The sequence below is a fragment of the Arthrobacter sp. TJ-263 genome, from assembly GCF_058269155.1.
Window position 1 is genome coordinate 1,047,931 of record NZ_JBZCNE010000001.1, and the last position, 26,081, is coordinate 1,074,011.

At 68.5% G+C, this 26,081-nt stretch carries 16 protein-coding genes; 3 read left to right on the top strand and 13 right to left on the bottom strand.

Translation table 11 applies throughout. The annotated features are described in order from the left end of the window. Genes AC4D2F_RS04975 through AC4D2F_RS04985 form a run of 3 tightly spaced genes read right to left on the bottom strand, consistent with a single transcriptional unit; the run spans nucleotide 1 to nucleotide 2,074 of the window. The gene (locus AC4D2F_RS04975) at nucleotides 1-897 is read right to left on the bottom strand and encodes a glycosyltransferase family 2 protein (RefSeq protein WP_490909715.1); all 897 of its coding nucleotides are present in this window, start codon (nucleotides 895-897) and stop codon (nucleotides 1-3) included. Continuing rightward, nucleotides 894-1,304 (bottom strand): DUF2304 domain-containing protein, encoded by a 411-nt coding sequence (locus AC4D2F_RS04980; protein WP_104165860.1) that lies wholly within the window; start codon nucleotides 1,302-1,304, stop codon nucleotides 894-896. The genes AC4D2F_RS04975 and AC4D2F_RS04980 overlap by 4 nt, the downstream gene beginning before the upstream one ends. Then, a complete protein-coding gene (locus AC4D2F_RS04985) occupies nucleotides 1,301-2,074 on the bottom strand; it encodes a glycosyltransferase family 2 protein (protein ID WP_219815681.1) in 774 nt (257 codons plus the stop codon). Before AC4D2F_RS04985 ends, AC4D2F_RS04980 begins: the two co-directional genes overlap by 4 nt. A gap of 197 nt (nucleotides 2,075-2,271) precedes the next feature. On the opposite strand from AC4D2F_RS04985, the gene AC4D2F_RS04990 reads away from it, so the two are divergent. Continuing rightward, a complete protein-coding gene (locus AC4D2F_RS04990) occupies nucleotides 2,272-4,353 on the top strand; it encodes a DUF6541 family protein (protein WP_490909716.1) in 2,082 nt (693 codons plus the stop codon). A gap of 165 nt (nucleotides 4,354-4,518) precedes the next feature. On the opposite strand, the gene AC4D2F_RS04995 is transcribed toward AC4D2F_RS04990, so the two are convergent. The 7 genes from AC4D2F_RS04995 to AC4D2F_RS05025 form a co-directional block, all read right to left on the bottom strand. Continuing rightward, nucleotides 4,519-5,988: a glycosyltransferase family 39 protein gene (locus tag AC4D2F_RS04995; protein WP_490909717.1), complete on the bottom strand. Its 1,470-nt coding sequence runs from the start codon at nucleotides 5,986-5,988 to the stop codon at nucleotides 4,519-4,521. A gap of 111 nt (nucleotides 5,989-6,099) precedes the next feature. Then, a complete protein-coding gene (locus AC4D2F_RS05000) occupies nucleotides 6,100-7,098 on the bottom strand; it encodes an ABC transporter substrate-binding protein (RefSeq protein WP_490909718.1) in 999 nt (332 codons plus the stop codon). Nucleotides 7,099-7,211: 113 nt separating this feature from the next. Further along, on the bottom strand, nucleotides 7,212-7,955 hold the full coding sequence (locus AC4D2F_RS05005; protein ID WP_104165867.1) for an ABC transporter ATP-binding protein: 744 nt from the start codon (nucleotides 7,953-7,955) through the stop codon (nucleotides 7,212-7,214). 2 nt (nucleotides 7,956-7,957) lie between these two features. Continuing rightward, nucleotides 7,958-8,803, bottom strand: a complete 846-nt coding sequence (locus tag AC4D2F_RS05010) for an ABC transporter permease (RefSeq protein ID WP_181033582.1) — start codon at nucleotides 8,801-8,803, stop codon at nucleotides 7,958-7,960. Nucleotides 8,804-8,844: 41 nt separating this feature from the next. Next, nucleotides 8,845-10,875 (bottom strand): glycosyltransferase, encoded by a 2,031-nt coding sequence (locus AC4D2F_RS05015; protein ID WP_104165872.1) that lies wholly within the window; start codon nucleotides 10,873-10,875, stop codon nucleotides 8,845-8,847. Further along, complete coding sequence (gene glf / locus AC4D2F_RS05020) at nucleotides 10,872-12,059, bottom strand: UDP-galactopyranose mutase (RefSeq protein WP_104165874.1); 1,188 nt, start codon at nucleotides 12,057-12,059, stop codon at nucleotides 10,872-10,874. Before glf ends, AC4D2F_RS05015 begins: the two co-directional genes overlap by 4 nt. Nucleotides 12,060-12,173: 114 nt before the next feature. Continuing rightward, nucleotides 12,174-14,225: an acyltransferase family protein gene (locus AC4D2F_RS05025; RefSeq protein WP_490909719.1), complete on the bottom strand. Its 2,052-nt coding sequence runs from the start codon at nucleotides 14,223-14,225 to the stop codon at nucleotides 12,174-12,176. Between the two features lie 208 nt (nucleotides 14,226-14,433). On the opposite strand from AC4D2F_RS05025, the gene AC4D2F_RS05030 reads away from it, so the two are divergent. Beyond that, nucleotides 14,434-18,558 (top strand): FtsK/SpoIIIE domain-containing protein, encoded by a 4,125-nt coding sequence (locus AC4D2F_RS05030; RefSeq protein ID WP_490909720.1) that lies wholly within the window; start codon nucleotides 14,434-14,436, stop codon nucleotides 18,556-18,558. On the opposite strand, the gene AC4D2F_RS05035 is transcribed toward AC4D2F_RS05030, so the two are convergent. Beyond that, complete coding sequence (locus AC4D2F_RS05035) at nucleotides 18,521-18,943, bottom strand: hypothetical protein (RefSeq protein ID WP_490909721.1); 423 nt, start codon at nucleotides 18,941-18,943, stop codon at nucleotides 18,521-18,523. The two genes, AC4D2F_RS05030 and AC4D2F_RS05035, sit on opposite strands and share 38 nt — an antisense overlap. 240 nt (nucleotides 18,944-19,183) lie before the next feature. Here AC4D2F_RS05035 and AC4D2F_RS05040 point away from each other — a divergent pair, with 240 nt between their 5' ends. Continuing rightward, nucleotides 19,184-19,432: a WhiB family transcriptional regulator gene (locus tag AC4D2F_RS05040; RefSeq protein WP_055769355.1), complete on the top strand. Its 249-nt coding sequence runs from the start codon at nucleotides 19,184-19,186 to the stop codon at nucleotides 19,430-19,432. A gap of 140 nt (nucleotides 19,433-19,572) precedes the next feature. Here AC4D2F_RS05040 and AC4D2F_RS05045 read toward each other — a convergent pair whose 3' ends face one another. Both AC4D2F_RS05045 and AC4D2F_RS05050 read right to left on the bottom strand, forming a co-directional pair. Beyond that, a complete protein-coding gene (locus AC4D2F_RS05045) occupies nucleotides 19,573-21,051 on the bottom strand; it encodes a sensor histidine kinase (protein WP_104165882.1) in 1,479 nt (492 codons plus the stop codon). Between the two features lie 186 nt (nucleotides 21,052-21,237). Then, nucleotides 21,238-26,067 carry an NAD-glutamate dehydrogenase gene (locus AC4D2F_RS05050; RefSeq protein ID WP_490909722.1) on the bottom strand — a complete coding sequence of 1,610 codons (4,830 nt, stop codon included), beginning with the start codon at nucleotides 26,065-26,067 and terminating at the stop codon, nucleotides 21,238-21,240. Nucleotides 26,068-26,081 lie beyond the last annotated feature (14 nt).

The following is a 26,081-nucleotide window of genomic DNA, read 5'->3' on the forward strand; positions in this document are numbered from 1 at the left end:
CTACCTGGCGAGGGCGTGAGCGGTCAGCTTACGCATCCCGCCCCACATACGGCGTCGAGCCACCTGCGGTAGAAGGGTCAGTGCGTGGAGCCGGGACGACGCGTGCCGGCCGGCGGCCGTGGCAGCCCGCTCCCATCCGAGCTTCCGGAAATCCTTGACGCACTCGTCGAAGAAGGCGCGCTCCTCGGCGAACCGGCGGCCGTCGAGGGCCCGCACGGAGGAATCGGACTCGCGATGGCGCCGGTAGAGGAAGCAGGTCTCCGCCAGGACGAGCATCTTCCCGCCCGACATGATGATGTCCGTCGCCAGGGCGAGGTCCTGAACGACGTCGTACTGTTCCCGGAAGCTGTGACGCTTGATGGCTTCGGACCGCCAGGCGAGGGACGGGAAGTACAGCCAGTCTCCGGTGAGGAGGCTCGCGGCGAGCGGTTCGCCTTCCACGACCGCACTCGCGCTCTCCCCCACGAGCCGACGGCGCAGGTAGCTCTTGACCCGATCGCCCATCGGCTCGTAGACGGTCCCGTTCTCGTCGATGACGTCCACGCCGGGCTGGATGATGTCCACGGACTGCCCGTCGAACCCCTCGTGCACCACGGAGAGATAGTTCGGGAGCATCAGGTCGTCCGCTCCCATGATCACGACGTAGTCGTGCTCGATGAGGGACAGGCACTTCCGGTAGTTCGCGTTCGCGCCGAGGTTGACCTCGTTCCTGAAGTACCGGACGCGACTATCCGAGTCCGTCAGGTCCTTGAAGTAGGCGGGAAGCGAATCGTCCGGGAACCCGTCGTCGACGATGGTCAGCACGAAGTCACGGTATTCCTGATCGAGGACGGACTGGACGGCCGCCTTCATCATCGCCACATCCCCGTAGTAGGGGAACATCACGTCAATAGTCATTGGTCTTTCCTCTGTTGGTCAAAGTTCATGGGGTGGTCGGTCCGGTCCCGAGGGACATTGGTTGCATTCGAGCCGCTCAACCGCTCCACCGCCGAACGGAGGATCGATACCTCTTCTGCGAGGATCCGGGTCTCGTCCTCGAGGATCGTCAACTCGCGGGATACGTGCAGGGACACTCCCAGGAGCAGGAGGATGGCCAGTGCGAAGAGCAGATTGGCCGGGATGATCACGCCCACCGCGTCTGCCGCGAATTCCAACATACTGGGGAACAGCGCCAGGACGATCGACAGGCTGCCGATCACCAGCCAGAGGATCGCATACTTCTCCCGCAGTTTCCCGTTCCGCAGCATCACGAGGACGGCCACGACGATGAGGATGGAGGAGAACAGTGAAAGTGCCACGCTCATACGGGTACGGGTCCTTCTCCTGCTATGTCCCCGGTCGAGGGAGCGTGTTGGTCTCGCGGAGTGCTTCTCCGGGCGAGGGCGAAGCACAGGACCAGCCCGGACCGCGCGAGGTAGATCGAGGCTTTCCAGGGGCTCTGGCTCGGGGTGCCGGCCTGACGCGGCCGCATCTCGACGGGCACCTGGGTAACCGTACAACCCGACTTGAGGGCGACGACGAGCGAATCGACCGTGTCACCGAGGTACTCCGCCGGAAAATGATCGATGTACTGGTGCAGCCCGCGCTGGTTCACGGCCCTGAATCCGGAGGTGACATCGGTCAGCCTGGTACCCGCCACACGGGAGATGACCATGGCGAGAAGGGACATGGCCCAGCGGCGCGGCCCCTTCGCCTGGTAGTCCCCCTTGCCGGCGAACCGCGCTCCGATGGAGATGTCGGCCGTCTCCAGGCCCCTCACGACCTTCGCGATCTCCTCGGGCATGTGCTGCCCGTCCGAGTCGACCTGGATCACGCCCGAGTACCCGTGGCGGATGGCGTACTTGAAACCGGTCCGCATGGCCCCGCCGACGCCCAGATTGAAGGGGAGCCGCAGCACGACGGCGCCGGCCTCCGCTGCGATCCTCGCCGTGTCGTCCCGTGATCCGTCGTCGACCACGAGGATGTCCATTCCGGGTTCCACTCGTCTGATGTCCCTGATGGTGTCACCGATCGCCTCTGCTTCATTCCAGGCAGGCATGACGATCAGGATGCCGGAAGGCGGTCTGTTACCCATGATGTGCAATCATAGCAACAGGCGTCGCGACCCCGGTGCTGAGCCCGTGGGAGCCGCGAATCATGGTCTGGTGGGCTTCAGGCAAGCCACCGGATTCCCCGGCTCGGGAGGGCCACGGAGGGCAACGATCTTCTCGTAGGGCTACCGCTGTGTCCTCCGAACGCGGCCCTCAGGAACACGACGAGGAGAATGACCATATGAGCTGGTGGGCCACTGCCCCTGCTTTCGCTAGCACGGTACTCGTATTCTTCGGGCCGGGACTTCTCGTCCTGGCGGCAGCCGGCGTCAGGAGGCTCAGCCTCGCCGCCCTGTCGGCCCCGATCTCCATGACGATCGGCTCGTGCCTCGCAGTGGTCCTGCCCTTCCTCGGAGTGGCGTTCAACCCGGTGTCGTATCTCGTCTTCTCCATGGGCCTCGCTGCGGTGGTCCTGTTCGCGCGCTGGCTGCTCCTCCGGAAGGATTCCGCCGGCCTCCGATCGGTCCGCCGGTACGGGGATCTGGCCCTCGTGGACAACCAGCCGATGGCCCGTGACGGGCTCCCGACCTGGATCACGAGGATGCTGATCCCGGTCGCCGTCGCGTTCCCGGCCGTGATCATCGGGAGCCGGTACATCGCGGGTTTCGGGGCTCCGGAGAACTTCTCGCAGACGTTCGACAACGTGTACCACCTGAATGCGATCAAACACATCGCCGAGACCCAGAACGGTTCGGCGCTGACCCTCGGGAACCTGACCGAAGCCTCCCAGGCCTTCTACCCCGCTGCCATGCACGATCTCATGGCACTCGTGGTCATGATGACCGGCACCTCCGTGCCTGTCGCCGTCAACACCGGCACGATCGTTCTCGGGGCCCTGGTGTGGCCCCTCTCCTGCGTGTTCCTGATCAGCCGGGTCGTCGGCTACCGGCCCATCCCCTTGCTTGCTGCCGGTGTCCTGTGCGCGGGCATGAGCGGCTTCCCGTACATGATGGTCGCGTTCGGGGTCCTCTACCCGAACCACGCAGCCATCGCCCTGCTGCCCGCAGCCCTGGGGCTGGCTGTCGAGGCCCTCGGCATGACCCCTGGGCGTCGTCGCTCACTCTCCGTCTCGGCCCTGCTGCTTGCGGCCGCGGTCCTTCCCGGCCTCGCTCTCGCCCACCCCAGTACCCTCCTCGCCCTTCTGGCCTTCGCCGGGCCGGTAGTGGCGGGAAGGGCTGTGCGGGAGATTCAGGGACGCCGTGACGGGACGGGCGAGCGCTCGCGCCCCGTCCTCTGGGGCATCCTCTTCGTCGTCTATGCGGGCATCACGCTCGTTGCGTGGTTGAAGATCCGGCCATCGCTGGCCTTCGCCCCGTGGACGCCCTTCCAGACCAATGCCCGGGCGATCGGCGAGGTGCTCGGGAGTGCGCCGATGGGTGCGACCACGGCGTGGGTGCTCCTGATCCTGACGGTCGCCGGAATCTACGTCGCGGCCCGGCAGTTCCGGAACATGTGGTGGATCCTCATGATGTTCGTCATCGGGGGCGTGCTGTACATGATCGTGTCGAGCTGGAGCCTGGGGTGGTTCCGGACCTTCCTGACCGGGGTCTGGTACAACGACAGTTTCCGCCTTGCGGCGCTGCTTCCCGTCGTCACGCTTCCCCTGAGCGTTCTGGGTGCCGAGTGGTTGACCGGTCTCCTGCGGCGTATCGCGCAGCAGCGCATGGCGCAGGACGAGGGCATTTCCGGGAGTACGAGCTCCTCGACTGTGGGACGGGCCCGGCACGCGGTGCCCAGGGTCCTGAGCAGTCCGATCACTGCTGTGGCGGTCGTCCTCGTCCTCGGCGTGGGGACCCAGGGGGGAACCCTGGCCGGGGTCCAGAACCGCATGGAGGAGGTCTTCGCGCTCGAGGAGGAATCTCCGCTCCTGACCACCGATGAGCTCGCCCTCCTGCAGCGCGTCCCCGATCTCGTTCCGGCCGGAGACGTGATCGTCGGCAACCCCCGGACCGGCGCGTCCCTCGTCTACGCCCTCGCTGACCGGCGCACCACCGCGCCGCACATCTTCGGTGACCGCACGGACGACGAGCAGACACTCCTCGACCACTGGGACGAGGCAGGCTACAACGTGTCGGTCTGTGATGCCATCACGAGTGAGGGCGCCGTCTGGGCTCTTGATTTCGGTGATCAGGAGATCGTGCCGGGCGACGAACCGTACATCGGTTTCCTGGCCCTGGAGGACGGGAGTGCCCCCGGCATCTCCCTCGTCGCCGAAGAAGGAGACGCCCGCCTCTACCGTGTTGAGGCCTGCACGGAGTCGTGACGCGGAGCGCCGGGGTTCACGTTCCGCCCTGGTCCACGTTCCGCCTCGATCAGCGCGTGCAGGGACATCCTCCCCCACGCCACGGGTATCGAGCCTCGCCGACCTGCCGGTGCCGGCTGCGCCTCGTCGTGACGTGGCCCTCGGGTCACGACGGCGGCGGGCACGTCACGGCTCCTCGCGGACGAACCTGACCACCGCACTGCCTGTTCCTTCGAAGCGCTCCTCCGCGCGGTAGCCCAAGGACGTGAGCGTCCGCTCCGGGGCGACCTCGCCCCTCGAATGCACCACCCAGATGACATCGTGCGGAAGGACTTCGTCCTTCACGGCCTCCAGTTCGAAGCGCTGATCGTAGATCCTCCCCCACTCATCTGCGCTGGTCCCCACCGTGACGTCGACCAGACCGGCGAAGGAGTCCTTGTAGGCGATACGGCCGAGGCCGGAATCCACGGTCAGGGCGACAGCTTCCCCGGTCCTGGTCTCATCCCTGATCGTGTCCGCCACGAAGCGGAAGTCGTCCTCCGGGCTCCTGCCGTATTCCGTCCGCTGGCCCAGATAGGACGGGAGGGCCAGCACGGCGACGGCAGCCAGCACACCCACCGCTGCCCGACGGTCCCGGCGGGCGGACGGTGCCTGCTGTCCACCACGGGAGGTGAACCCGCGCACAGGGAGCACCACCGCTGCTGCCAGCAGCGGGACGGCCGGCAGAACGAACGAGAGGTAGCGGGGCAGATAGTACGGCGAACCAAGCAGCAGGGACCCGCCGATGACACAGAGCAGAGGGACCACGAGCAGGGGCAACGCCAGCGTCCCGGCGAAATGCTTCCGCAGCCGCAGGGACCCCACGATCGTCATGCCCCACAGGAGGACAGCGAGACCGACCATGGTGAGGTTCTCGCCCGGCGTCGGCAGAGGGGCGATGTCACCGTCGACCATGAGGTAGGCGTCGCTGAAGAACTGGAGGAGGGCGACTTCCGCGACGACGCCGCCGTCGATCGGGCGTATCCATGCGATCTGGAACTGCTGGGTCGTGCCGATCACGGCAAGGCAGGCCGTGGGAATCAGCCACGCCGGGCTCGTTGCCAGGAAGGGACGCCAGCTCTCCCTCAGTCTCCGGTCCAGGCAGACGGTCACGGCGTGAGCGACGAAGACCAGCACCGTGTAGAAGGACAGGAGGGTCGCCAGCAGGCCCGCCGCGGCGTATCCGACCCAGAACCGCCGCCGCGGCAGCTCGCGGGCGCGAACGAGGAAGTAGGTCGCAGCGACACCGGCCGCAAGCGCCAGGGCGTAGGAGCGGGCATCCGTGGCGATGTACTGGGTCCTCGGCAGCAACACCATCAGGGCAGCCGCGGTCAGGCCGTAATCGAGGCTTCCGATCCGTCTTCCGATGGCGACCACCAGCCCCGCGGCCACACCGATGGCGATCAGGCTCGGTGATCGGAGCGCGAACTCGGACAGGCCGAAGAGTGCTGCCCACCCCCGCATAAGGAGGTAGTAGAAGCCGTGCACGGCATCGATGTTGCCCAGCATACGGAACAGGTCGGGCAGGCTGCGATCGATGGCACTGATCGTCGCTGCTTCGTCCACCCAGAAGCTCGGCGTGTGCATCCTGAACCCGGAGTAGACGGTGGCCAGCACTGCGACAAGGACAGCAGGTCTTGTTGTCCTTCGCACGTGACAAGTAAACCATGCAGCACCGGCCCGTCAGGGATCAGGGCGTACCCGGCCCGGGTTCTCCCGGGCGCCGGACTACCGGCGCACGTCGAATGCGGCCTCTGCGAGGACGGGGACGAAGTTGCGCGCCAGCCACTCGATGCTCAGCGGGGACACCATGATCATCGCAGCGCCCATCTCGTCCTTCGGGGCCAGCACGACCTGAAGTGCCGGATCGAGATCTCCCGCGAGTTCGTCCGCCAGTTCCTGGGCCCGCCTTCGTTCCGCGACGAGGACGAGGACCTGTGCGCGCAGTTCGTCCGCCCGGGCGCGAGGCCATCGGACCTGTCCGACGCGTCCGAAGACATCGTCCACCAACTCACCGCCCTCCTCCATGCCGGTCGGGAACGGCGCGACGCTCATCCCGAACTCCTCGAGGATGCGCACGGGTCCGGACGCGGCACCGTAGACCCCGAGGTCGGCCCCGGCCGCGGTGAAGGCCTCGACGACGAGGAAGGTGGTCCCGGGCAGATCCGGATAGTCGGAGACCGACGCGGTGATCCGCTGCTCGGTGTCACGAATGAGCTCGGCGCCTTCGCCGGACCGGCCGATCGCCCGTGCGACCTGATCGACCGTCGCACGCCAGGAGGGCTTCCCCGCAGTCGTCCCGTGGACGACCGGGGCGATCTCGGAGAGCCGGCCGTACTGCTCGCGGGTGATGTCGGCACCGAGGGTGAAGATCAGATCCGGCTCGAGGTCCTCGATCGCGGGGAGGGCCAGATCGACATCATCCGGATAGAGGACCGGCATCAGGGTCTCCTCGGCGACGCGCCGCAGGTTGTACCAGGGGGTGGCGTTCGACCCCGGCATGCCGAGGGGCGCGATCCCGAGTGCGAGGCAGACGTCCGCGGCAGCGAAGCCGAAGGTCGCGATGCGGACCGGCCGTTCCTCGACCGTCGTCACCCCGAAATGATGCGTCACATCGATCGGGAAGACGTCCGTCCCGGCCCCCGGGTCCTCGTTGCCGCTGGTGCACGCGGTGGCGATGAACGGCAGCCCGAGCATCCCCAGGACGACGGCGCGTCGGCTCATCATCGGATGAGCCTCACCGGCGCTCTCATGTCTCAAAATTCTTCCCTCTCATCAAATCCTGGCATTCCCGGTGCCTGCGTCGTTCCCGACGACGGCGAGGTCCGATCGGGCTCTTCCTAATGGTCGCTTGCGCGCTGTCTGAGTTCCGAGACGACGGATGCGACGTCGCCGTCCTTCACGAGCCGTCCGTTCTCGAGGAGGATCCCGCGTTCGCAGACACTGGACACCAGGTCGAGGTCGTGGCTCACGACGATGAGGGTCTTCCCCGCGGCGGCGAGCTCCCTGATCTTCGCCAGGCACTTCCGCTGGAAGGGCTCGTCCCCGACGGCGAGGATCTCGTCGACGAGGAAGATGTCCGGATCGGTGTGGACCGCGATCGAGAACGCGAGGCGGAGGTACATGCCGGACGAGTAGAACTTCACCTCGGTGTCGATGAACTCGCCGATCTCGGCGAAGTCGATGATGGAGTCAAATCGCTCCTCGATGTCCTGCTGGGACATGCCGAGGATAGCGCCGTTGAGGTAGACGTTCTCCCGCCCGCTGAGGTCGTGGTGGAAGCCCGCCCCGACCTCGATGAGCCCGGCGAGATGTCCTCGCGTGCGGATGACTCCTGCATCCGGCTGCAGCACCCCGGAGATCAGCTTCAGGAGAGTCGACTTGCCCGATCCGTTGAGGCCCAGCAAGGCGACGGTCTCCCCCGTCCGCACCGTGAACCCGACGTCGTCGAGCGCCTTGAACTTCTGGACGAGTTCACCCCTGCGCCCGCGGACGAACCAGACGAAGGCCTCTTTCAGCGAGCGGGTATGACGGAGGACGAACCGTTTCTGCAGGCCGGTGGCGATGATCGCGTCGGTGGACATCCTCACAGCTCCTGGGCGAAGTTGGCCGACAGGCGTCGGAAGACGAACTGACCGAGGACGAGGATCATCACTGAGACGACGGCGGCGACGGGCACCCACAGACCGAGGAGGTCGGGCATCAGCGCGGAACCGGCCGTCCCGTCCCCGAGGGTGGGGACCCAGAAGCCGAGATGGAACAGTTCGACCGCCACGGTCATGGGATTGAGCTGGTACAGGAAGAACCAGCTGCCGAGGGCGTCGCTGACGAGGACCCAGCTGTACAGGACCGGTGACGCCCAGGTCACCACCATGAGGATCATGTCGACGAGGTTCTCCGCGTCCCGGAAGTACACGTTGACCGCTCCGAACAGCAGGCCGAGCCCGCTGGCGAGGCAGGCGACGATCAGGAAGCCGACGAGCACCAGGAACAGCTGGAGGAGATCCGGACGCCATCCGACGACGAGGCAGGCGCCCGCGAGGACGAGGGCCTGTGGGACGAAGTGCACCGCCGACACCCAGACGGCCGAGATGGGGAACAGCTCGCGAGGGAGGTAGATCTTCTTGATCAGATCCCGGTTCTCCACGATGGATCGCGTGGCGTTGCCGAAGGCCTCGGTGAAGAAGTTGATGAGCACGATCCCGGAGAACAGGTAGATGGCGTAGTTCTCCGTCGTGCCCTGCAGGTTGAGGAAGATCCCCAGTGCGATGTAGTAGACCGAGAACTGCAGGAGCGGTTTGAGGTACGACCACAGCAGACCGAGCACGGACCCGCGGTAGCGGACCCGTATCTCCTTCCGCACGAGCAGCCGGAGGAGGAATCGGTTCTTCAGGACCGCCGCGAGTCCGCCACCGGCACCCGGTGTCTGCATGGCGCCCGGCAGATCCGCTGCGGATCCTCGCACCCCGTTGCTCAATCTGCCGTGTCTCCCTCGATCTCCTTGGAGAACCGGCGGAATGTCGTGTTCCATGCCTGGCGACCGGTGAACTCGGGCAGGGCACCGCTGTACTGTGCCTGCAGTTCGGACCAGTTGCTGACGAGCTTCCAGTGCCGCGAGAGCGTCTTGCCGAGGAGGGAGAAGAACATCGCGCGGTCCCGCCGGTACCACGACACACCCGTCCCGTCCGATGCGGTGACCAGCGCGGAATCGAAGCGCGTGAGGCGCCACCAGCGCGCATCCATGGCCGGGACCTCGACGGCGGGTCGGTCTGCCGCGTCGCCGGGAACCGGCCGCCACTGCGACCCCAGCGCAAGGCCCGCGCGGACCAGCGACTCCAGGACCGTCGCCGGCTCCTGGATGTGCTGCTGGTTCTTCCGTTCCCGCACTTCGGGGAAGTCGGACCTGTTCGGCATGACCCGTGCGTCCGTGAACTCGCGCCGGGCCGCCCTGACCCATTGGAGACGCTCCCCCAGGGTGGCGTGGAGGTGCGACGGCCCCTCGAGGACGTCGTCGAGGGCCTGGATACGGACAGCGACAGCGGAGTACTGCATCGAGAGGAGGTGCCGGACGTCGAGGGCGAGGCTCTCGAAGGGCATCCTCCCTCCGCGGTCGAAGGGGGAGTGGCTGAGCGCGGCGACCCATCGATTGCGCTGGTGGTAGTAGGCCTGCCAGTCGATCGTGTCGTCCTTCTCCGTCCAGGGCATGTGCCATACCGCGGCGCCGGGGAGGGTGACTGTGGAGAAGCCCGCCTTCTGGGCGCGTACCCCGTACTCCGCGTCGTCCCATTTGATGAAGACCGGCAGGGCGAGCCCTATTTCACGGACGATGTGCAGCGGGATCAGGCACATCCACCAGCCGTTGTAATCGACGTCCACCCGTCGATGGATCCACGGCGTCATGCGAAGATTCCGCTCGGAGAAATCGTGCCCCTCGAGGCTCTTCGCCGCCGGTCCCCAGAAGAAGCGACGACGATCCACCTGTTCGCCGAAGGTGTGAAGGACAGCCCGCTCGTAGAGGTTGAACATGTGACCACCGACGATCGTGGGATCGGTCGTGTAGTTGGCGAAGTGCAGGGCGCGGAGAACGCCTTCGGTCTCGATGCTCACGTCGTCATCGAGGAGCAGGACGTAGTCGCTGTCCTCGGCGCGCAGGGCCTCCTCCATCCCCCGTGCGAAGCCACCCGAACCTCCGAGATTCGCCTGTTCCACGAGGCGGAACCGCTCACCGAGACGTTCCGCGGCCGCTGCGTACGCTGCTTGGTCGGTGACCCTGTCGTCACCCTGGTCGATGATCACCAGGCGGTCGAGGACCCCGAGCAGATCCGGGTCACTGGCAAGGGTGTTCATGTGCCGCACCGCATACTCGGGGCGGTTGAAGGTGGTCACCGCGATCGAGAGGGACCCCTGGCTGCGGGCCGAAGCTGCGGACACGGACCAGTCGGCGCGCGACAACGTCACCTCCTCGTCGTGTGCGACGAGATCGAACCAGTACCAGCCGCCGTCGACGAACGAGGCCAGCGGCAGATCGAAGACGAGCTCGCCACTCGTCGTCGTCGTCGCGCTGTCGACCCTGTTGGAGGTACCGCGCGGGCTCGACCGGTAGACGATGACCGACGCTTCGCTGCCGGCCTCCACCTCCACCTCGACACGGAGCCGGACGGAGCGTACGGGCGTGTGGCGGCGCCAGTAGCTGGCCGGGAACGCGTTGAAGTAGGTGCCGAGGGAGACCCTCCGGTGGGCCGGCAGCTTCAGACTCGTGCGTCCGGCGATGAAGTCGGACCTCTGGTGGCTCAGGACGGGGAACGCCGGTGTCGTCTTGGGTGCCCCGAGACGGATCGCACGTCGCGAGGGGTCCACGACGCGCCGCGCCGGATTGAAGTCCACGTAGAGGGGGAGGACGTCGGTGTCCCCTTCGACCGGGAGCACGATCTTATGGATGACCTGGTACTCGGTCGTGTCGGACGCGGCCGTGCTGCTGATGTCCTCCGACGCTCCGATGGTCATGCGTCGACCCCGCCGCTCTCGAACTTCTGCCCGCTCGTGAAATGCGGTGCGACCTTGTTGTCGAACATGGCGAGGGCGGAACCGATCGCCATGTGCATGTCGAGGTACTTGTAGGTCCCCAGGCGGCCGCCGAACAGCACGGACTTCTCACCCTTCGCCAGGTCGCGGTAGGCGAGCAGCTTCGCGCGGTCCTCGGAGGTGTTGATGGGGTAGTACGGCTCGTCGTTCTTCTCGGCGAAGCGGGAGTACTCCCGCATGATGACCGTCGCGTCCTTGGTGTAGTCGCGCTCCGGGTGGAAATGGCGGAACTCGTGGATGCGCGTGAACGCGGAGTCCTCGTCGGGGTAGTTCATCACCGAGCATCCCTGGAAGTCCTCGACCGGGAGTACCTCCTCCTCGAGGTCGATGGTCCGCCAGGAGAGATCCCCCTCCGCGAAGTCGAAGTACCGGTCCACGGGGCCGGTGTAGATGACCGGGACCTGCCCGAGCGTCGACGAGCGCGAGTACGCGCCGCCCTCGTCGAAGAAGTCGGTGTTGAGGTGGACCTCGATGTTCGGGTGGTCCGCCATGCGCTCGATCCAGGCCGTGTAGCCGTTGACCGGAAGGCCCTCGTACTTGTCGTTGAAGTAACGGTTGTCGTACGTGTAGCGGACCGGGAGGCGCGAGATGATCTCGGCCGGCAGGTCCTTGGGGTCGGTCTGCCACTGCTTGCCCGTGTAGTGCTTGATGAAGGCTTCGTACAACGGACGGCCGATCAGCTGGATGCCCTTGTCGTTCAGGTTCTGGGGGTCCGTGCCGGCGAGTTCACCCGCCTGCTCCTGGATCAGTGCCCGCGCCTCTGCGGGGCCGAGCGCGGAGCGGAAGAACTGGTTGATCGTACCGAGGTTGATCGGCATGGGATACACCTCGCCCTTGTGACGCGTGTACACCTTGTGCACGTAGTTCGTGAAGTCGGTGAAGTTGTGGACGTAGTCCCAGACGCGCTCGTTGGACGTGTGGAAGAGGTGCGCCCCGTACCGGTGGACCTCGATCCCGGTGCGGGCCTCGTTCTCGCTGTACGCGTTGCCTCCGATGTGGTGCCGACGGTCGAGCACGGCCACCTTGAGGCCCAGCTGGGTGGCCGCTCTTTCCGCAATGGTCAGGCCGAAAAAGCCCGACCCCACAACTACGAGGTCAACGTTCACGAGTGCTCCTGGATTGATTCTGACGACGGACATACCCGCTCAAGGCTACCCGACGGAAGCCGGGGGCCTTCCAACGGGAGGGGCGGTGAGACCCCCGCGCGCGCCGCGACCGTCCTACAGACGCACTGCCTCGTCGAAGCGCTGGGTGAACACCGGCAGCATGGATCGGAGGTACGTTGCGCTGACATGGTTGTCGTCGATGTACACGAAGACGTTGCCGACGACGGCCGGACAGTCCTCGTCCCGGCACAGGTAGTCGGTGAAGTCCAGGAAGGCGACATTCGGGGCCTGTTCGAGCAACTCGGCGACCGGGGGCTGATCGCTGAGGGTATCCGCGCGGGCAGGATTGCACGCGGGACTGTCCGCGCCCTGCGTCTCGACGCAGAGCACCCTGCTGGTCTCGAAGCGTGGGTTGTCCCGGACGGCCACCACCTGGATACCGCGGTCGCCGAGCATCCTTGCTGTCTGGGCGAAACCGGCCGGCAGGACGTCCTGTGGATCGTCGCGCCGGGCGACCGTTCCGACGGTGTAGACGAGGTCGGGCGCCTGGGCCAGGACGTAATCGGTCACCGCCGCGTTCCACTGCTCGCACTGGGGCGTGCGCCCCTCCGGACCCGACCCGAACTTGCATCCTCCCAGCAGGACGAAGGTCATCTTCCAGCCCCGCTCCTGCGCCATGGCGGCGAGCGGGGCCGACCACTGCTGGGAATGCGAATCACCGACGACGATGATCTCCCGCACGGGCGTGGAGGGAGGCATGATGACATAGCACTCGCTCCGGATCAGTTCATCGGCGGGTTCGTCGTCCCCGGCGCACACACTGTCGAGCTGGAAGTACTCCTTGTCCATCTCGGTCGGGGCGGGGATCAGCGGCACACCCTCGGGAGCGGTCAGGCCGAGGAGCGGGTCCAGCACCAGCGCGCCGGGATTGTTCGTATCGGCATTCGCCGCGAGGTCCCGCGCCTGCTGGGTGATGACGTGCTGCCAGCCGGCCAGGGGTGCTGCGACGAGCGCCACGCTGACGGCCAGGACCATCACGGCGCGACGACGTCGCTTGTCCGCCCAGGCGAGGGCCCGCACCGGACGCTCCACGAAGCGCATGGTCAGGTAGGCGAGCACGAGCGACACGGCGATGACGATGAGACCGCCCAGGACCCCGGGTGAGGTCCGGTCCCGCCAGATGAGGGCAAGCACCAGGACCGGCCAGTGCCAGAGGTACAGGGCGTAGGACAGGTCCCCCACCCGGACCAGGGGTTTGGCCGACAGGAAGCGGTCGGCGCCGATCGCACTGCCGGTCTGGCCCGCGACGATCACCAGTGCCGCGGCCAGCAGCGGCCACAGGGCGACATACCCGGGGAACTGGCCCTGGACATCGAGGATGAAGCCGCCGCTGAGCATCGCGGCGAGACCCACCCATCCGGCGAGGATGCGCAGGGCGCGTGGCAGCCGGAGGAACGGCAGGGACAGGGCCAGCAGGGTCCCGAGTGCGAATTCCCAGAGACGGGCGCGGGTGTCGAAGTAGGCGTAGGCCTGGTTCGTGTACGTCTCCCAGATCGAGAAGCCGAGCGAGGCGACGAAGAGGATCCCGAACACGAGCAGCACGACGCCGCGCACCTTGAGCCGGAACCGGCGGGCCAGCAGCGCGCTGGCGAGGAACAGCAGGGGCCACAGGATGAAGACCTGGCCCTGGACCGAGAGGGACCAGAAGTGCTGGAGGGGGCTGGCGAGGCTGTGGTCGTCGGCGTAGTAGTCCACGGCGTTCGAGGCCAGGACCCAGTTCTGCACGTAGAACAGGGACGCCCAGGACTGTTCGATGATGTCGGGCCACCGTGACTGCGGCACCAGGACATAGCTCGCGCCGAGGACACCGATGATGACGACGACGACCGCGGGCAGGAGCCGCTTGAACTGGTGCAGCCAGTGGCGCGCGAGGTCGAGAGGCTTCCCCGATTCGATCCTCCGCAGGAAGGACAGGGACAGGAGGAAGGCGGAGATCAGCAGGAAGATGTCGACACCGCCCGAGACCCGACCGAACCAGATGTGGTAGCACACCACCATCAGCACGGCGAGCGCGCGGAGGCCCTGCACCTCGGGACGGAAACCGCGGTCGGAGCCGCCGGGTCCGCTCCGGGGAGCAGCGGTCGGACTCGCCTCAGCGACAGCCATGGAGGTTCTTCTCGGTAGACACGATGAACGATTGTACCGGGGCAACCCGTGTCGTCCCGGCAGGCCGCGCTGGGTGGGGCTAGGAGTCGCGGAGCGCGAGTACCCCGGCCTGCGCCGGGAGCGGTTGTCCACAGTGGGAGGGCCCTGATCGGGGCCCGCCCGATCGCGCCCTAACCTCGGGAGGAGTTCCCGTCCCAGGAGGTTCCCGATGGATCTGCACGTCACGCTCGTGGGCGCTCCCGGGACAGCGTTCGCGGTCCGGGAGATGGTCGTCGACACCGATGCCCTCCGCACCGGCGCCGCCCTGGCGGAGCGGCTCGGGTCGTCCGGGTACCCGGGGCCCTTCACGGTGGACGGACGACCGCTGGCCGCCCTCCGCCCCCACTCCGGCGACTTTCCGCAGGGTGCCGTCATCGTGTGCGGCGCACCGCCGGGTCCCCCCGCCCCGGCATCGCTCCCCCACCTCGCGTTCGTCGTCCACACCGGCCCGGACGCCGGCCAGGTCATCCCCCTGACACGTGGCAGGTACGTCATCGGACGCGCGGCCGCCGAGATCGCCATCGCCGATCCGGCCCTCTCCCGGCATCATGCCGTGCTCACGGTGACGGAGGACGCCATCATCCTCGAGGACCTCGGGTCGGCGAACGGGACCTTCGTCGACGAGGCCAGGATCACGACGGCGGACATCACCAGCGCGGCGGACCTGCAGGTCGGAGGGAGCCGGTGCAGGATCGAGCTGATCGATGATCCGGGATGGACGGCGGGAGACCCCCGGGACGTCCTCGAGCCCCTGCCCGTCATCGCGGAGCTGCCGGGCAGGCCGTCGCGCATCCTGATCCTGACAGCGGTCCTGCCACTCGCCCTCGGGGTCGTCCTCGCGCTGGCCACCGGCATGTGGTTCTTCCTCGCCTTCAGTGCACTCTCCGCCGTGACGGGGCTCGTGCCGTTGATGACGTATCGCCGGAAGGCGGCCGTCTTCGACGACGAGGTACGCGACGCCGCCGGACGGGACCGCGCGAGGCGCGAAAGCGCGACACCCGATCCCGGTCAGACGGGGCTCGACGCCGTCCGTGCGTCCCGCCGTCCGCCGTCGGGGGCGAGCGGCGCCGCGAGGCCGGAACCGGATCTCGTCCTGCTGCGGCTCGGCAGGGCGGACCAGCCGGCGAACCTGACCGCCCGGCGTCCGGATCCGCCCTTCACGCCCCCGATGCTGGAGGCCGTCCCGCTCCTCCTCCCGTGCTCGAGGGCCGCGGACGCCGGTGGTACCCCCTGCGCCGGTCCCTTCACGATCACCGGTGACGCCGGGAGGGTGCAGGGCGTCCTGCGGGCCCTCCTGCTCCAGACCGCCCACCCCCGGTCAGCGGCCCCGGCCGTCGTGTGCTGGGGGTCGGCCCGCGACCTCCCGCACCACGCCCGCTTCCTGCCGAACGTGCACCTCACGCATGACCGGGGCGTCCTTGCCTCGCTCGCGGCACAGGCCTTGCTGCTGCTGGTGTTCCAGCTCTCCGAGGACCTGCCCGCGCTCGCCGGCGCCGCGAGGGTCGTCGTCATCCGCTTCACGGCCGGATCACGATCGGACCGACCCCTCCCCGGACGCGACGGGGGGCACGGGGGGCAGGGAATGACGCTGACGGCGGGGACCGCGTGGGTCCGTCTGGGCGGCCGCGACCACGAGGTGCGTCCTGACGGGGTCTCGGCGCGGACGTTCGAGCGGACCGCCCGGGCACTGGCCCGCGCGGCGGCGCTGGATCCGGCACCGCCCGCCGCCGGTCGGAGGACGCGGGCCGATACGGCCCTGCCGGTGGCCGACTCCCTCTGGTCGGAGGACCTGAGGCCGGACACGCTCGCACCGGCGGTCGCCGACCGATGGTCGGCGTCCGACGGCGAGCACGCCACGGCCCGGGTGGGCAGGTCCGGGAACGGTCCGCTGTCGATCGATCTCGTGAAGGACGGTCCGCACCTGCTGGTCGCCGGCACCACCGGTTCCGGGAAGTCGGAATTCCTGAGGACCCTCGTGCTCGCACTCGCCCTCGATCAGCCGCCCCGGCACCTCACGCTGCTCCTGGTCGACTACAAGGGCGGTTCCGGCCTCGGACCGCTGGCGTCCCTGCCGCACTGTGTGGGCAGTCTGACCGACCTGTCGTCCGAATCCACGGGGCGGGCCCTGACATCGCTGCGAGCGGAACTGCTCCGGCGGGAACGCCTGTGCTCCGTGCACGACGCCCAGGACCTGGATGCACTTCGCCGCGTCGCACCAGCCTCCTGCCCTCCGCGCCTGGTGATCGTGATCGACGAGTTCAGGATGCTGAGCGACGACGTCCCGACCGCGATCCCCGATCTCATGAGGATCGCCTCGCTCGGCCGGTCACTCGGCGTGCACCTGGTCCTGGCCACGCAGAGAGCCCAGGGTGCCGTGACCCCGGACCTGAGGGCGAACATCACCTCGTCCGTGCTCCTCAGGGTCCAGACCCCGATGGAGTCGCAGGACCTCCTCGGGACGTCGGCCGCCGCCGACCTACCCGTCGACACCCCCGGGCGGGCCTTCCTGCGCCGAGGGTCGGAGGCCCCCATCGCCTTCCAGGTCGCGTCGTCCTCGGTGGTGCCCGCGGTGGACCGCACCGCGGGCCTGCAGGACGTCGCCGGCCACATCGGCGGCCCGTCAGCGGGTCCCGCCCGGGTGGCAGCACCTGACGCCGAGGAGGAGGCCCGGCAGCAGCCCTCCTCCCGCGTGCTCGATCGGGCGGTCGATGCCCTGCGGTCCGCTGCCGCCGGGGACGCCGCTCCCCCGCCCCGCCGGCCCGTCCTGCCGCCCCTGCCCGCCGCGCTCACCTCGACGGCGTGCGACGCCTTCCCGCCCGCCACGGCGGAGGGCGACACCGCTGCCTCCGGTCCGGGCGGCGCCGGGGTTGCCCTCGGCGTCGCCGACTTCCCGGACCGCCAGGACCAGCGGCTCCTGCTCTGGCGGCCGCAGCACCACTCCCACCTCGCCTTCATCGGACTCCCGGGCAGCGGCACGACGCAGGCCCTCGCGGCGGTCGCCGGGCGCCTGCCGGTCGTCGATCCCGATGTCCACCTGTATCTCCTCGACGGTGACGGCAGCCTGGTCGGCTGCTCGGCGAACCCGCAGGTGGGCGCCTACGTCCGGTCGGACGAGACCAGGCGTGCCGGCCGCGTCCTCGAGAGGCTCGCGGGTCTCTCGGGCCGTGGGCCGGAGGACGGTCCGGGGATCGTCCTCGTGGTCACCGGCTGGGGGCGGTGGAGCAGCCAGTTCCGCCAGGGCCGCGTCGCTCGGGCGGAGGAGGACCTGCACTCGCTCGTCCGGGATGGTTCCGCGCGCGGCGTCACGGTCTGCATCGGCGGGGACCGGGACCTGACGACGGCACGGTTCTTCGCCCTCCTCCCGAATCGCGTCTACGTCCCGCTGGGCGCCCAGCCGGAGACGACCATGGCCTGGCCGAAGATGCCACCCGTGGATGCCGTTGCGGGCCGGGGGTTCGCGCAGGGCCGTATCACCGGCACCTGGGGTGACGGCTCCTGCCAGCTCGTGCAGGACGGCACCCGGCCCGATCAGCTCGTCACTCCCCCTGCCGAGGCGCCGTTCCCCGTCCATGCGCTACCGTCCACCGTCGAGGTGGCCCGGCTTCACCGGCGATCCGGGGTGGGACCGCGGCGGGGGTCGATCGATCTTCCCGTGGGTCTGTGCGGGGACGACCTCCATCCGTACGCGATCAGCCTCCGGCCCGGCGAGGTCTTCCTCGTGCTGGGCCACCCGAAGACGGGACGCACCACCGCGATCCGGGTGCTCAGGGATTCGGCGTCCCGGCTCCGGCCGCGTCCTGCCGTCTTCGCGCCACCGGACGGCGGGGCGAGCGCGGAGTCGCTGGGCTACTGGCGGGACCTCGCCGAACGCGGCGCCGGACCGTCGGCGAAGGACTGCCTCCTGCTCGTCGACGATGCCGACCAGCTTCCCGCCGACGTCCATCAGTCGCTCGCAGGGCTCATCGCACAGGGCGCTGCCGCGGTCCTCACCGTCGTGCCGGGTCCGTCCCTGGTGGTGCGGGCCCCTCTGGCCGTCCACGTGCGCGGACTCGGGCGGGGGTTCGTGCTGTCCCCGCGGTCACCGGGCGACGGCGACTTCCTCGGGGTCCGCCTCGAACCGGGGGGATCCCCGCCCCCGGGCCGCGGGTTCGCCTGCGACCCGTCGGGCACGGTGGAGGTCCAGCTGGCGCAGGGACCGCTCGACGAGGACCAGGAGGACTTCTCGGGAGCAGAACCCCGCCGTCCCCCGGCGCGGCCTACAGCGTTCTTCCCGACCCCGTCACCCGGGTCGTGAAATCGACGACGGGCTTCGAAAAGAGGGAGAGGATCACCGCCGCGGCCGGTGCGATGAGGAGGAGCCCGACGAGCGGATTCCCGGCCGTGAAGAACGGGAAGGCCAGGATCACCAGGAACAGTTGGAGCACGAGGGAGGGCGACCGTGGCCAGCGGAAGCCTGCCGCCAGGTTCCCAGCCATGGCCACCAGGCCCGCGGCGACCAGCAGGAGCAGCACGGTCATGAAGACCGATCCCCCGACGGAGATCGGGTCCATCCCGAAGATCGACAGGAAGAAACCGACAGACAGGGCCAGGAGCGCAATCGCTTCGAGCACCAGGACGGCGGCGATCAGGACGACGCCGGGCGGTCGGGGAGCCCGCTGCGGGGCTGGATCGGTGGCCACTCTCGAACCCTACCCGACCCGCCGACGACCGCCGGAGACCCCTATAGCAGGCATCGCTGTGACAAACCACTCACCCGTCGATCCAATTAGACCCGTCAAGCCCTTGTTTACCTGTTGGTTACGTGACAGCGTTAACTCAGTTGAATCCCGGGGGCCGAAATCGGCCCCTTTACTATGAGCCCCCTCGTGAATGTTTTCACAAACGCATGATGCGTGAGGCTGAAGGAGAATGTGATCACCATGGATTGGCGTAGTCGCGCGGCCTGTCTGGACAAGGACCCGGAACTGTTCTTCCCGGTCGGCAACACCGGACCGGCGCTCCTCCAGATCGAGGAAGCGAAAAGCGTCTGCCGCCGCTGCCAGGTGCAGGACACCTGCCTGCAGTGGGCCATCGAATCCGGGCAGGATGCCGGAGTGTGGGGCGGGCTGAGTGAGGACGAGCGCCGGGCGCTCAAGCGCAGGGCTGCAAGGGCCCGCCGCGCTTCATAAGGGCGCCGGACCGATTCCTCGGTCCGGCGCCGACGGTACCCTGCCCTGCGCATGTGCCGTCGATCGACGAGGGGCCGCCCAGTGGGCGGCCCTTCGTCGTCCGGGTCCCGCAGTGCGGGCACCGTCGTGAACCGGTCCGCCTAGGATCCCTGGTTGAGGCGTAGTCCCAGCTCCAGGGCGACCGACGTACCGCCGCCCGGACGCGTGCTCCACGTGATCGTCCCGTCGAGTTCGCTGGTGACCAGCGTCCTGACGATCTGCAGGCCCAGGCCTTCCGCGTGTCCGCCGACCGGCAGGCCGACGCCGTCGTCCTCGATGGTGACCCGGAGGATCTCCGCGCCGTCCTCCTCCGTCCTCCGGTTCGCCCTGAGCCACACCGTCCCGGCCCGGCCGGAGAGGCCGTGTTCGACGGCATTGGTGACGAGCTCGTTGATCACCAGGGCCAGCGGGGTCGCGAGGTCGCTCGGGAGCTCCCCGAAATCCCCGCTCCGTTCGGTCCGGACCGCCTGGGACGGTGATGCCACCTCGGCGGACAGGCGGAACTGGCGGGAGATGAGTTCGTCGAAGTCGACGCTCTGGGCGAGGCCCTGGGACAGCGTCTCGTGCACCAGCGCGATCGTGGACACGCGGCGCATGGCCTGCTCGAGGCCGAGCTTCCCCTCCTCGCTGACCATCCTGCGGGACTGCATCCGCAGCAGCGCGGCCACGGTCTGCAGGTTGTTCTTCACGCGGTGGTGGATCTCGCGGATGGTCGCGTCCTTCGACACGAGTTCCATCTCGCGGCGCCGGAGCTCCGAGACGTCCCTGCACAGGACGAGGGCCCCGAAGCGTTCCTTCTCGTCCCGTAGCGGAATGGCCCGCAGGGACAGGCTGACGCCGCGGGATTCGATCTCCGTACGCCACGGCATCCGTCCGGTCACCACCAGGGGCAGCGTCTCGTCGACCATGCGCCGGTCCTTCAGCAGGCCCGTGGTGATCTCGGCGAGCGGGCGGCCCTCGAGGGTCTCCACGTCGCCGAGGCGCCGGAAGGCCGACACCCCGTTGGGGCTCGCGTACTGGACGATGCCGTCGACGTCGAGCCTGATCAGCCCGTCCCCCACCCGGGGTGCGCCCCGGCGGGACCCCGTCGGCGTGGCGAAGTCGGGCCACAGCCCGAGCGTACCCATGCGCAGGAGGTCGTACGCGCACTGGCGGTAGGTCAGTTCGAGCCGCGAGGGCATCCTCGAACTGGACAGGTCCATGTGGGTCGTCACGACCGCGAGGGTGCGGCCGTTGCGCACCATGGGGACGGCCTCGACCCGCATCGCCATCTCGGTGGTCCAGTTGGTCTCACCCGAGCGTTCGATCTTCTGGGACGACCAGGCGACGTCGACGAGCGGCTGGAGATCCGCACGGATCCGCTCCCCCACGAAGTCGCTGTGGAAGACGGTGTGCGACGTCGACGGCCGGGCATGCGCCAGTGCGACGTACCCGCCGCCCTCCAACGGGAACCACAGGGCGAGGTCGGCGAAGGCGAGGTCGGCGACCATCTGCCAGTCCCCGACCAGGAGGTGCAGCCACTCGGCGTCGCCGGGCTCGAACCCGGCGAACTCGCGGATCGGATCAGTGAAGATAGCCATGAAGTCTCTCTGTTGCTCGGGCCGGGGCGGCAGGACCGACGGCGTCGCCGGACGGGCTGCGTACGCGCCGGGAACCCGCCACGATGGGCCTGACGGACGCAGGACCTCCGGCGAGGATGCCGGGGTCCAGTCTGTCACTCCCGACCGGACGCGACCGTCCGCGGGCGCGCCCGCCGGCCACGGCCGTCAGCGGACGATCGAGCGGAGGAGCCGCAGCGCGACCGACAGGGACGAGATGTCGTCCTGTTCGAGCATGTTCACCTCGGCGAACATGTTGCTGGCCCGCTCGAGCTGGTCCTCGTTCTGGTCCTGCCACGCCTGCAACCGTTCGCCCGCGTCGCGGTCCTGCATGTCCTGGGACGCGCGCATGACCGCCACCGTGATGTCCGCGGCGGTGGAGTAGAGGTCGTCCCGCAACGCCGCCCGCGCGAGAGCCTGCCACCGGTCCGTCCGGGGCAGTTTCGTGATCCGCTCCAGCAGGTTGTCGACCTCGAAGCGGTCGTAGACCGCGTAGTAGACGCGGGCGATGTTCTCCACGGGCTCGTCGATCCTGCGCGTGGAGTGCGCGACGTCGAGCAGGGCGAAGGACTCGAACTGCTCGGCCCAGTGCCGGCCGAGCTCGTCGGGCAGGTGCCACTCCGCCGCCCTCGCCCGCCAGCTGCGGGCCCGCTCCAGGTCACCACCGCGCAGGTACTCGCAGAGGTGCAGACGGAACGGGGCGATCAGCGGCTTGAACGCGTCGATGCTCTGATCGACCGAGATGCCCGGCTCGACGTGGTTGACGAACCAGCGCACGGCACGGTCCAGGAGCCTCCGCAGGTCGAGGTGCACGGTGCACCAGTGGTCCGTGGGGAAGTCCGCCGGCAACGCCGCGAGCGCGTCCACGGTCTCGTCCAGCGAGTAGATCTCGCGCAGGGCCACGAAGGCGCGGGCGATCACCGGCTCGGCGACGGAGGTCTCCTCCATCACCCGGAAGGCGAACGTGATCCCGCCCATGTTGATGATGTCGTTGGCGACGACGGTCGAGATGATCTCCCGGCGCAGGGGGTGGGTGTCGAGCAGGTCGTCGAACCGCTCCACGAGCTGGCGGGGGAAGTAGCGCCGCAGCGTGCCGCTGAAGTACGGGTCGTCGGCAAGGGTGCTGGCCGAGAGCACCCTGGTGAGCTCGATCTTGGCGTAGGCCGCGAGGACCGAGAGTTCCGGCGAGGTGAGGCCCTGGCCCGCGTCGATCCGCTTGCGCAGCTCCGCCGAGCTCGGCAGCGCCTCGAGGTCCCGGTCGAGATCGACCGTCTTCTCCAGCCAGTCCATCATGCGCTCGTAGCTCGGGCCCCATTCGACGACCCGCTGGCGGTCGTTGAGCAGCAGCACGTTCTGGTCGATGTTGTCCTGCAGGACCAGCCGGCCGACCTCGTCCGTCATGGACTGCAGGAATTCCGCGCGTTCCTCCGGCTGCAGGCGCCCTGCCCGCACCATCCGGTCGACGAAGATCTTGATGTTGACCTCGTGGTCCGAGCAGTCCACGCCGGCGCTGTTGTCGATGGCATCGGTGTTGAGGACGACCCCGGACTGCGCGGCCTCGATGCGTCCCCGCTGGGTCATCCCGAGGTTCCCGCCCTCGCCCACGACGCGCGCCCGCAGTTCACCGCCGTTCACACGGATCGCATCGTTGGCGCGGTCGCCGACATCGGCGTTCGTCTCGTCGGAGGCCTTCACGTAGGTCCCGATCCCGCCGTTGTAGAGCAGGTCCGCGGGGGCCCGGAGGATGGCGCGCAGGAGTTCGGGTGGACTCAGCCGCGTGACCCCGGCGTCGAGGCCCAGGGCTTCCCTCACCTGCGGCGAGACGGGGACGGACTTGGCCTGCCGCGGGTACACGCCGCCGCCGGCGCTGATGAGGGTGGTGTCGTAGTCCTCCCAGCTCGATCGGGGGAGCTCGAAGAGGCGCCGCCGCTCGGCGAAGGACGCCGCCGCGTCCGGATCCGGGTCGAGGAAGATGTGGCGGTGGTCGAAGGCCGCCAGGAGCCGGATGTGCTCGGAGAGGAGCATCCCGTTCCCGAAGACGTCACCACTCATGTCGCCCACGCCGACGACGGTGAAGTCGTCGGTCTGCGTGTCGACGTCGAACTCGCTGAAGTGCCGTTTCACGGACTCCCAGGCGCCGCGCGCGGTGATGCCCATCGCCTTGTGGTCGTAGCCCACCGACCCGCCGGAGGCGAAGGCGTCACCGAGCCAGAAGTCGTACTCGGCGGACAGCTCGTTGGCGATGTCCGAGAAGGACGCCGTGCCCTTGTCCGCGGCGACCACCAGGTAGGTGTCGTCGTCGTCGTGCCGAACCACGCGGGGCGGCGGTGCCACCGTCTCGGTGGTGCCGTTCGTGATGACGTTGTCGGTGATGTCGAGCAGGCCGCGGATGAAGGTGCGGTAGCTGGCCTGGCCCTCGCTGAGCCAGGCCTGACGGTCGAGCGAGGGGTCGGGCAGCTGCTTGGCGAAGAAGCCGCCCTTGGCGCCGGTCGGCACGATCACCGCGTTCTTCACGGTCTGGGCCTTGACGAGGCCGAGCACCTCGGTCCGGAAGTCCTCGCGCCGGTCCGACCAGCGCAGGCCGCCGCGGGCCACCTTGCCGAAGCGCAGGTGCACTCCCTCGACCTGCGGGGAGTAGACCCAGATCTCGAACCTGGGCCGCGGGAACGGGGCACCGTTGATGCGGGACGTGTCGAACTTCAGGCTGACGTGGCGCTTGTCCTGGAAGTAGTTGGTCCGCAGCGTCGCCTCGATGAGGTTCGCGAAGGTCCGGAGGACGCGGTCCGCGTCGAGGGTCGGGACCTGTTCCAGGCCCTCCTCGAGCGTGGTCCGGGCGGCGTCGGTCGCCGCATCGCGGTCGCCCGGGAGGTCCGGATCGAAGCGTGCGGTGAACAGCGCCACGAGGGCCCGGGTCACGGCCGGGTTGCGGAGCAGGGTGTCGGCGACGAACCCGTACGAGTTGGTGTTGCCCATCTGGCGCATGTACTTGGCGTAGGCGCGGAGGATCACGACCTGGCGCCACCCGAGTTCCTCGCGGAGCACGAGCCGGTCGAACTGATCCGACTCGCTGTCGCCCGTCACGGCCGCCCGGAAGGCGTCGCGGAGCAGTGACGCGGTGGCAAGCGGCGAGATGCCGGTCGGGAACCTCAGCCCGAGGTCGTACAGGAAGAACGAGCGGTCGTCCGAGCGGGTGATCTCGAAGGGCCGCTCGTCCAGCACCTCGAGGCCGAGGTTGTGGAAGTAGGGCAGGATCTGCGTGAGGCTCTTCGCCCCGGTCAGGTAGAGCTTCAGACGGGCGTCCTCGGCGTCCTGTCGCTGCGGCACGTACACGTTGAGCTGCGGAGCCCCGTCGCCGGCCTCTGCCAGCCGCTCGAACCGGGCGATGTCCTCGAGGGCATCCTCGACCTCGTAGTCGACGCGGTAGCTGGGAGGGAAGGACTCCGCCCACAGCGTCGCGAGGCGCTGCGCGGTGTCCTGCTCGAAGCGCTGCTGGGCGACCTCGACCACTCCTTCGGGCCAGGAGCGGGCCGCCCGGACGAGGCGGTCCTCAAGCTCGGCGGCGTCGATGGCGGGGATCTCGGCTCCCCGCTGCAGCCTGATCCGGAAGAACAACCGGGCGAGCGCGGACTCGCTCATCCGTGCCTCGAAGTCGATGGACTCGGCGTTGAGCGCGGTGCGCAGCTCGCCCTCGATGCGCTGCCGGACGCTGGTCGTGTAGCGGTCGCGGGGGAGGTAGACGAGCGCGGACATGAAACGGCCGTACACATCGGGCCGCAGGAAGAGGCGCGTGCGCCGTCGCTCCTGCAGGCGCAGGATTCCGAGCGCCGTGGACACCAGGTCCGCGACGTCGATCTGGAACAGCTCGTCACGCGGGTAGGTCTCGAGGATGGACAGGAGGTCCTTGCCCGAATGCGAGTCCGAGGGGAAGCCGCAGCGGCGCAGCACCTCGGCGACCTTGTCGCGGACCAGGGGCACGTTGCGCACCGAACCGGTGTAGGCGCTGGTCGCGAACAGGCCGATGAAGCGGCGCTCGCCGTCGACGTTGCCCTGGGCGTCGAAGCTCTTGATGCCGATGTAGTCCAGGTACGCGGCGCGGTGCACGGTCGATCGCGAGTTCGCCTTCGTGATCACCAGGACCCGGCGTTCGCGAGCCTTCGCGCGTCCCGCCTGGGTGAGCTGCTGCAGGTGCCTGCCGCCGCTGCCGTGCCGGAGCAGTCCGAGGCCGCTGCCCTCCCGGACGAGGAGCGCATCGGCGCCGTCCTCGTCCGTCACGAGGTCGTACTCCTTGTAGCCGAGGAACGTGAAGTTGCCGTTGTCGAGCCACTGGAGGAGTTCCTGCGCCTGGCGCAGATCGGGGAGCTGCTCGGCGCCGGCGACCGACCCGAGCGATGCCTCGACGGAGCGCACCGTGCTCCGCATGGCGGGCCAGTCCTCCACCGCTGCACGCACATCGCCCAGCACCCGGTGGAGGCCGTCGATGACCGATTCCTTCGTCGCGGCGTCGGCCAGTCGCGCGACCTCGACGGAGATCCACGATTCGATGTGCGTGGTGCGTCCGTCCAGGCCGACGAGCTCGCCGATGTCCGGCAGGGCCGCGGTGTCCCCACTCGATGCCCCGGCCGTCGAGGGGACACGCTTGAGTGCCGTGAGGGCGTGGGTCTCGTCCTCGCGCACCGCGAGGAAGGTGGGATGCACCACCAGCCGGATGGCGGCGTTCTGCCGGACGAGCTCGGCCGTGACCGAGTCGACGAGGAACGGCATGTCGTCGGTGACGATCATGACGACGCTCGAGGTGCCCTGATCCATGACGCCGACGGCGGCCGTTCCCGGCCCACGGGATTCGGCGAGGTCACGGTGGGCGAACGCCCGCTGGTGGAGATCGGTGGGGAGGTACCCGACGGCGTCCTCGCGCGCGAGATGCTCGAAGTAGTGCTCTACGAAATCCTCCCGTGACGTGTCCGAGCTTGACTGATCCGTTGTCCTGGATCCAGACGACATGGGAAGGGCCTCCG

What these genes read in the sequence shown, in the direction of transcription:
- AC4D2F_RS04975 (WP_490909715.1), bottom strand. Translation starts at nt 897, where the DNA reads ATGACTATTGACGTGATGTTCCCCTACTACGGGGATGTGGCGATGATG.
- AC4D2F_RS04980 (WP_104165860.1), bottom strand. Translation starts at nt 1,304, where the DNA reads ATGAGCGTGGCACTTTCACTGTTCTCCTCCATCCTCATCGTCGTGGCC.
- AC4D2F_RS04985 (WP_219815681.1), bottom strand. Translation starts at nt 2,074, where the DNA reads ATGGGTAACAGACCGCCTTCCGGCATCCTGATCGTCATGCCTGCCTGG.
- AC4D2F_RS04990 (WP_490909716.1), top strand. Translation starts at nt 2,272, where the DNA reads ATGAGCTGGTGGGCCACTGCCCCTGCTTTCGCTAGCACGGTACTCGTA.
- AC4D2F_RS05000 (WP_490909718.1), bottom strand. Translation starts at nt 7,098, where the DNA reads ATGATGAGCCGACGCGCCGTCGTCCTGGGGATGCTCGGGCTGCCGTTC.
- AC4D2F_RS05005 (WP_104165867.1), bottom strand. Translation starts at nt 7,955, where the DNA reads ATGTCCACCGACGCGATCATCGCCACCGGCCTGCAGAAACGGTTCGTC.
- AC4D2F_RS05010 (WP_181033582.1), bottom strand. Translation starts at nt 8,803, where the DNA reads ATGCAGACACCGGGTGCCGGTGGCGGACTCGCGGCGGTCCTGAAGAAC.
- AC4D2F_RS05015 (WP_104165872.1), bottom strand. Translation starts at nt 10,875, where the DNA reads ATGACCATCGGAGCGTCGGAGGACATCAGCAGCACGGCCGCGTCCGAC.
- AC4D2F_RS05025 (WP_490909719.1), bottom strand. Translation starts at nt 14,225, where the DNA reads ATGGCTGTCGCTGAGGCGAGTCCGACCGCTGCTCCCCGGAGCGGACCC.
- AC4D2F_RS05030 (WP_490909720.1), top strand. Translation starts at nt 14,434, where the DNA reads ATGGATCTGCACGTCACGCTCGTGGGCGCTCCCGGGACAGCGTTCGCG.
- AC4D2F_RS05040 (WP_055769355.1), top strand. Translation starts at nt 19,184, where the DNA reads ATGGATTGGCGTAGTCGCGCGGCCTGTCTGGACAAGGACCCGGAACTG.
- AC4D2F_RS05045 (WP_104165882.1), bottom strand. Translation starts at nt 21,051, where the DNA reads ATGGCTATCTTCACTGATCCGATCCGCGAGTTCGCCGGGTTCGAGCCC.
- AC4D2F_RS05050 (WP_490909722.1), bottom strand. Translation starts at nt 26,067, where the DNA reads ATGTCGTCTGGATCCAGGACAACGGATCAGTCAAGCTCGGACACGTCA.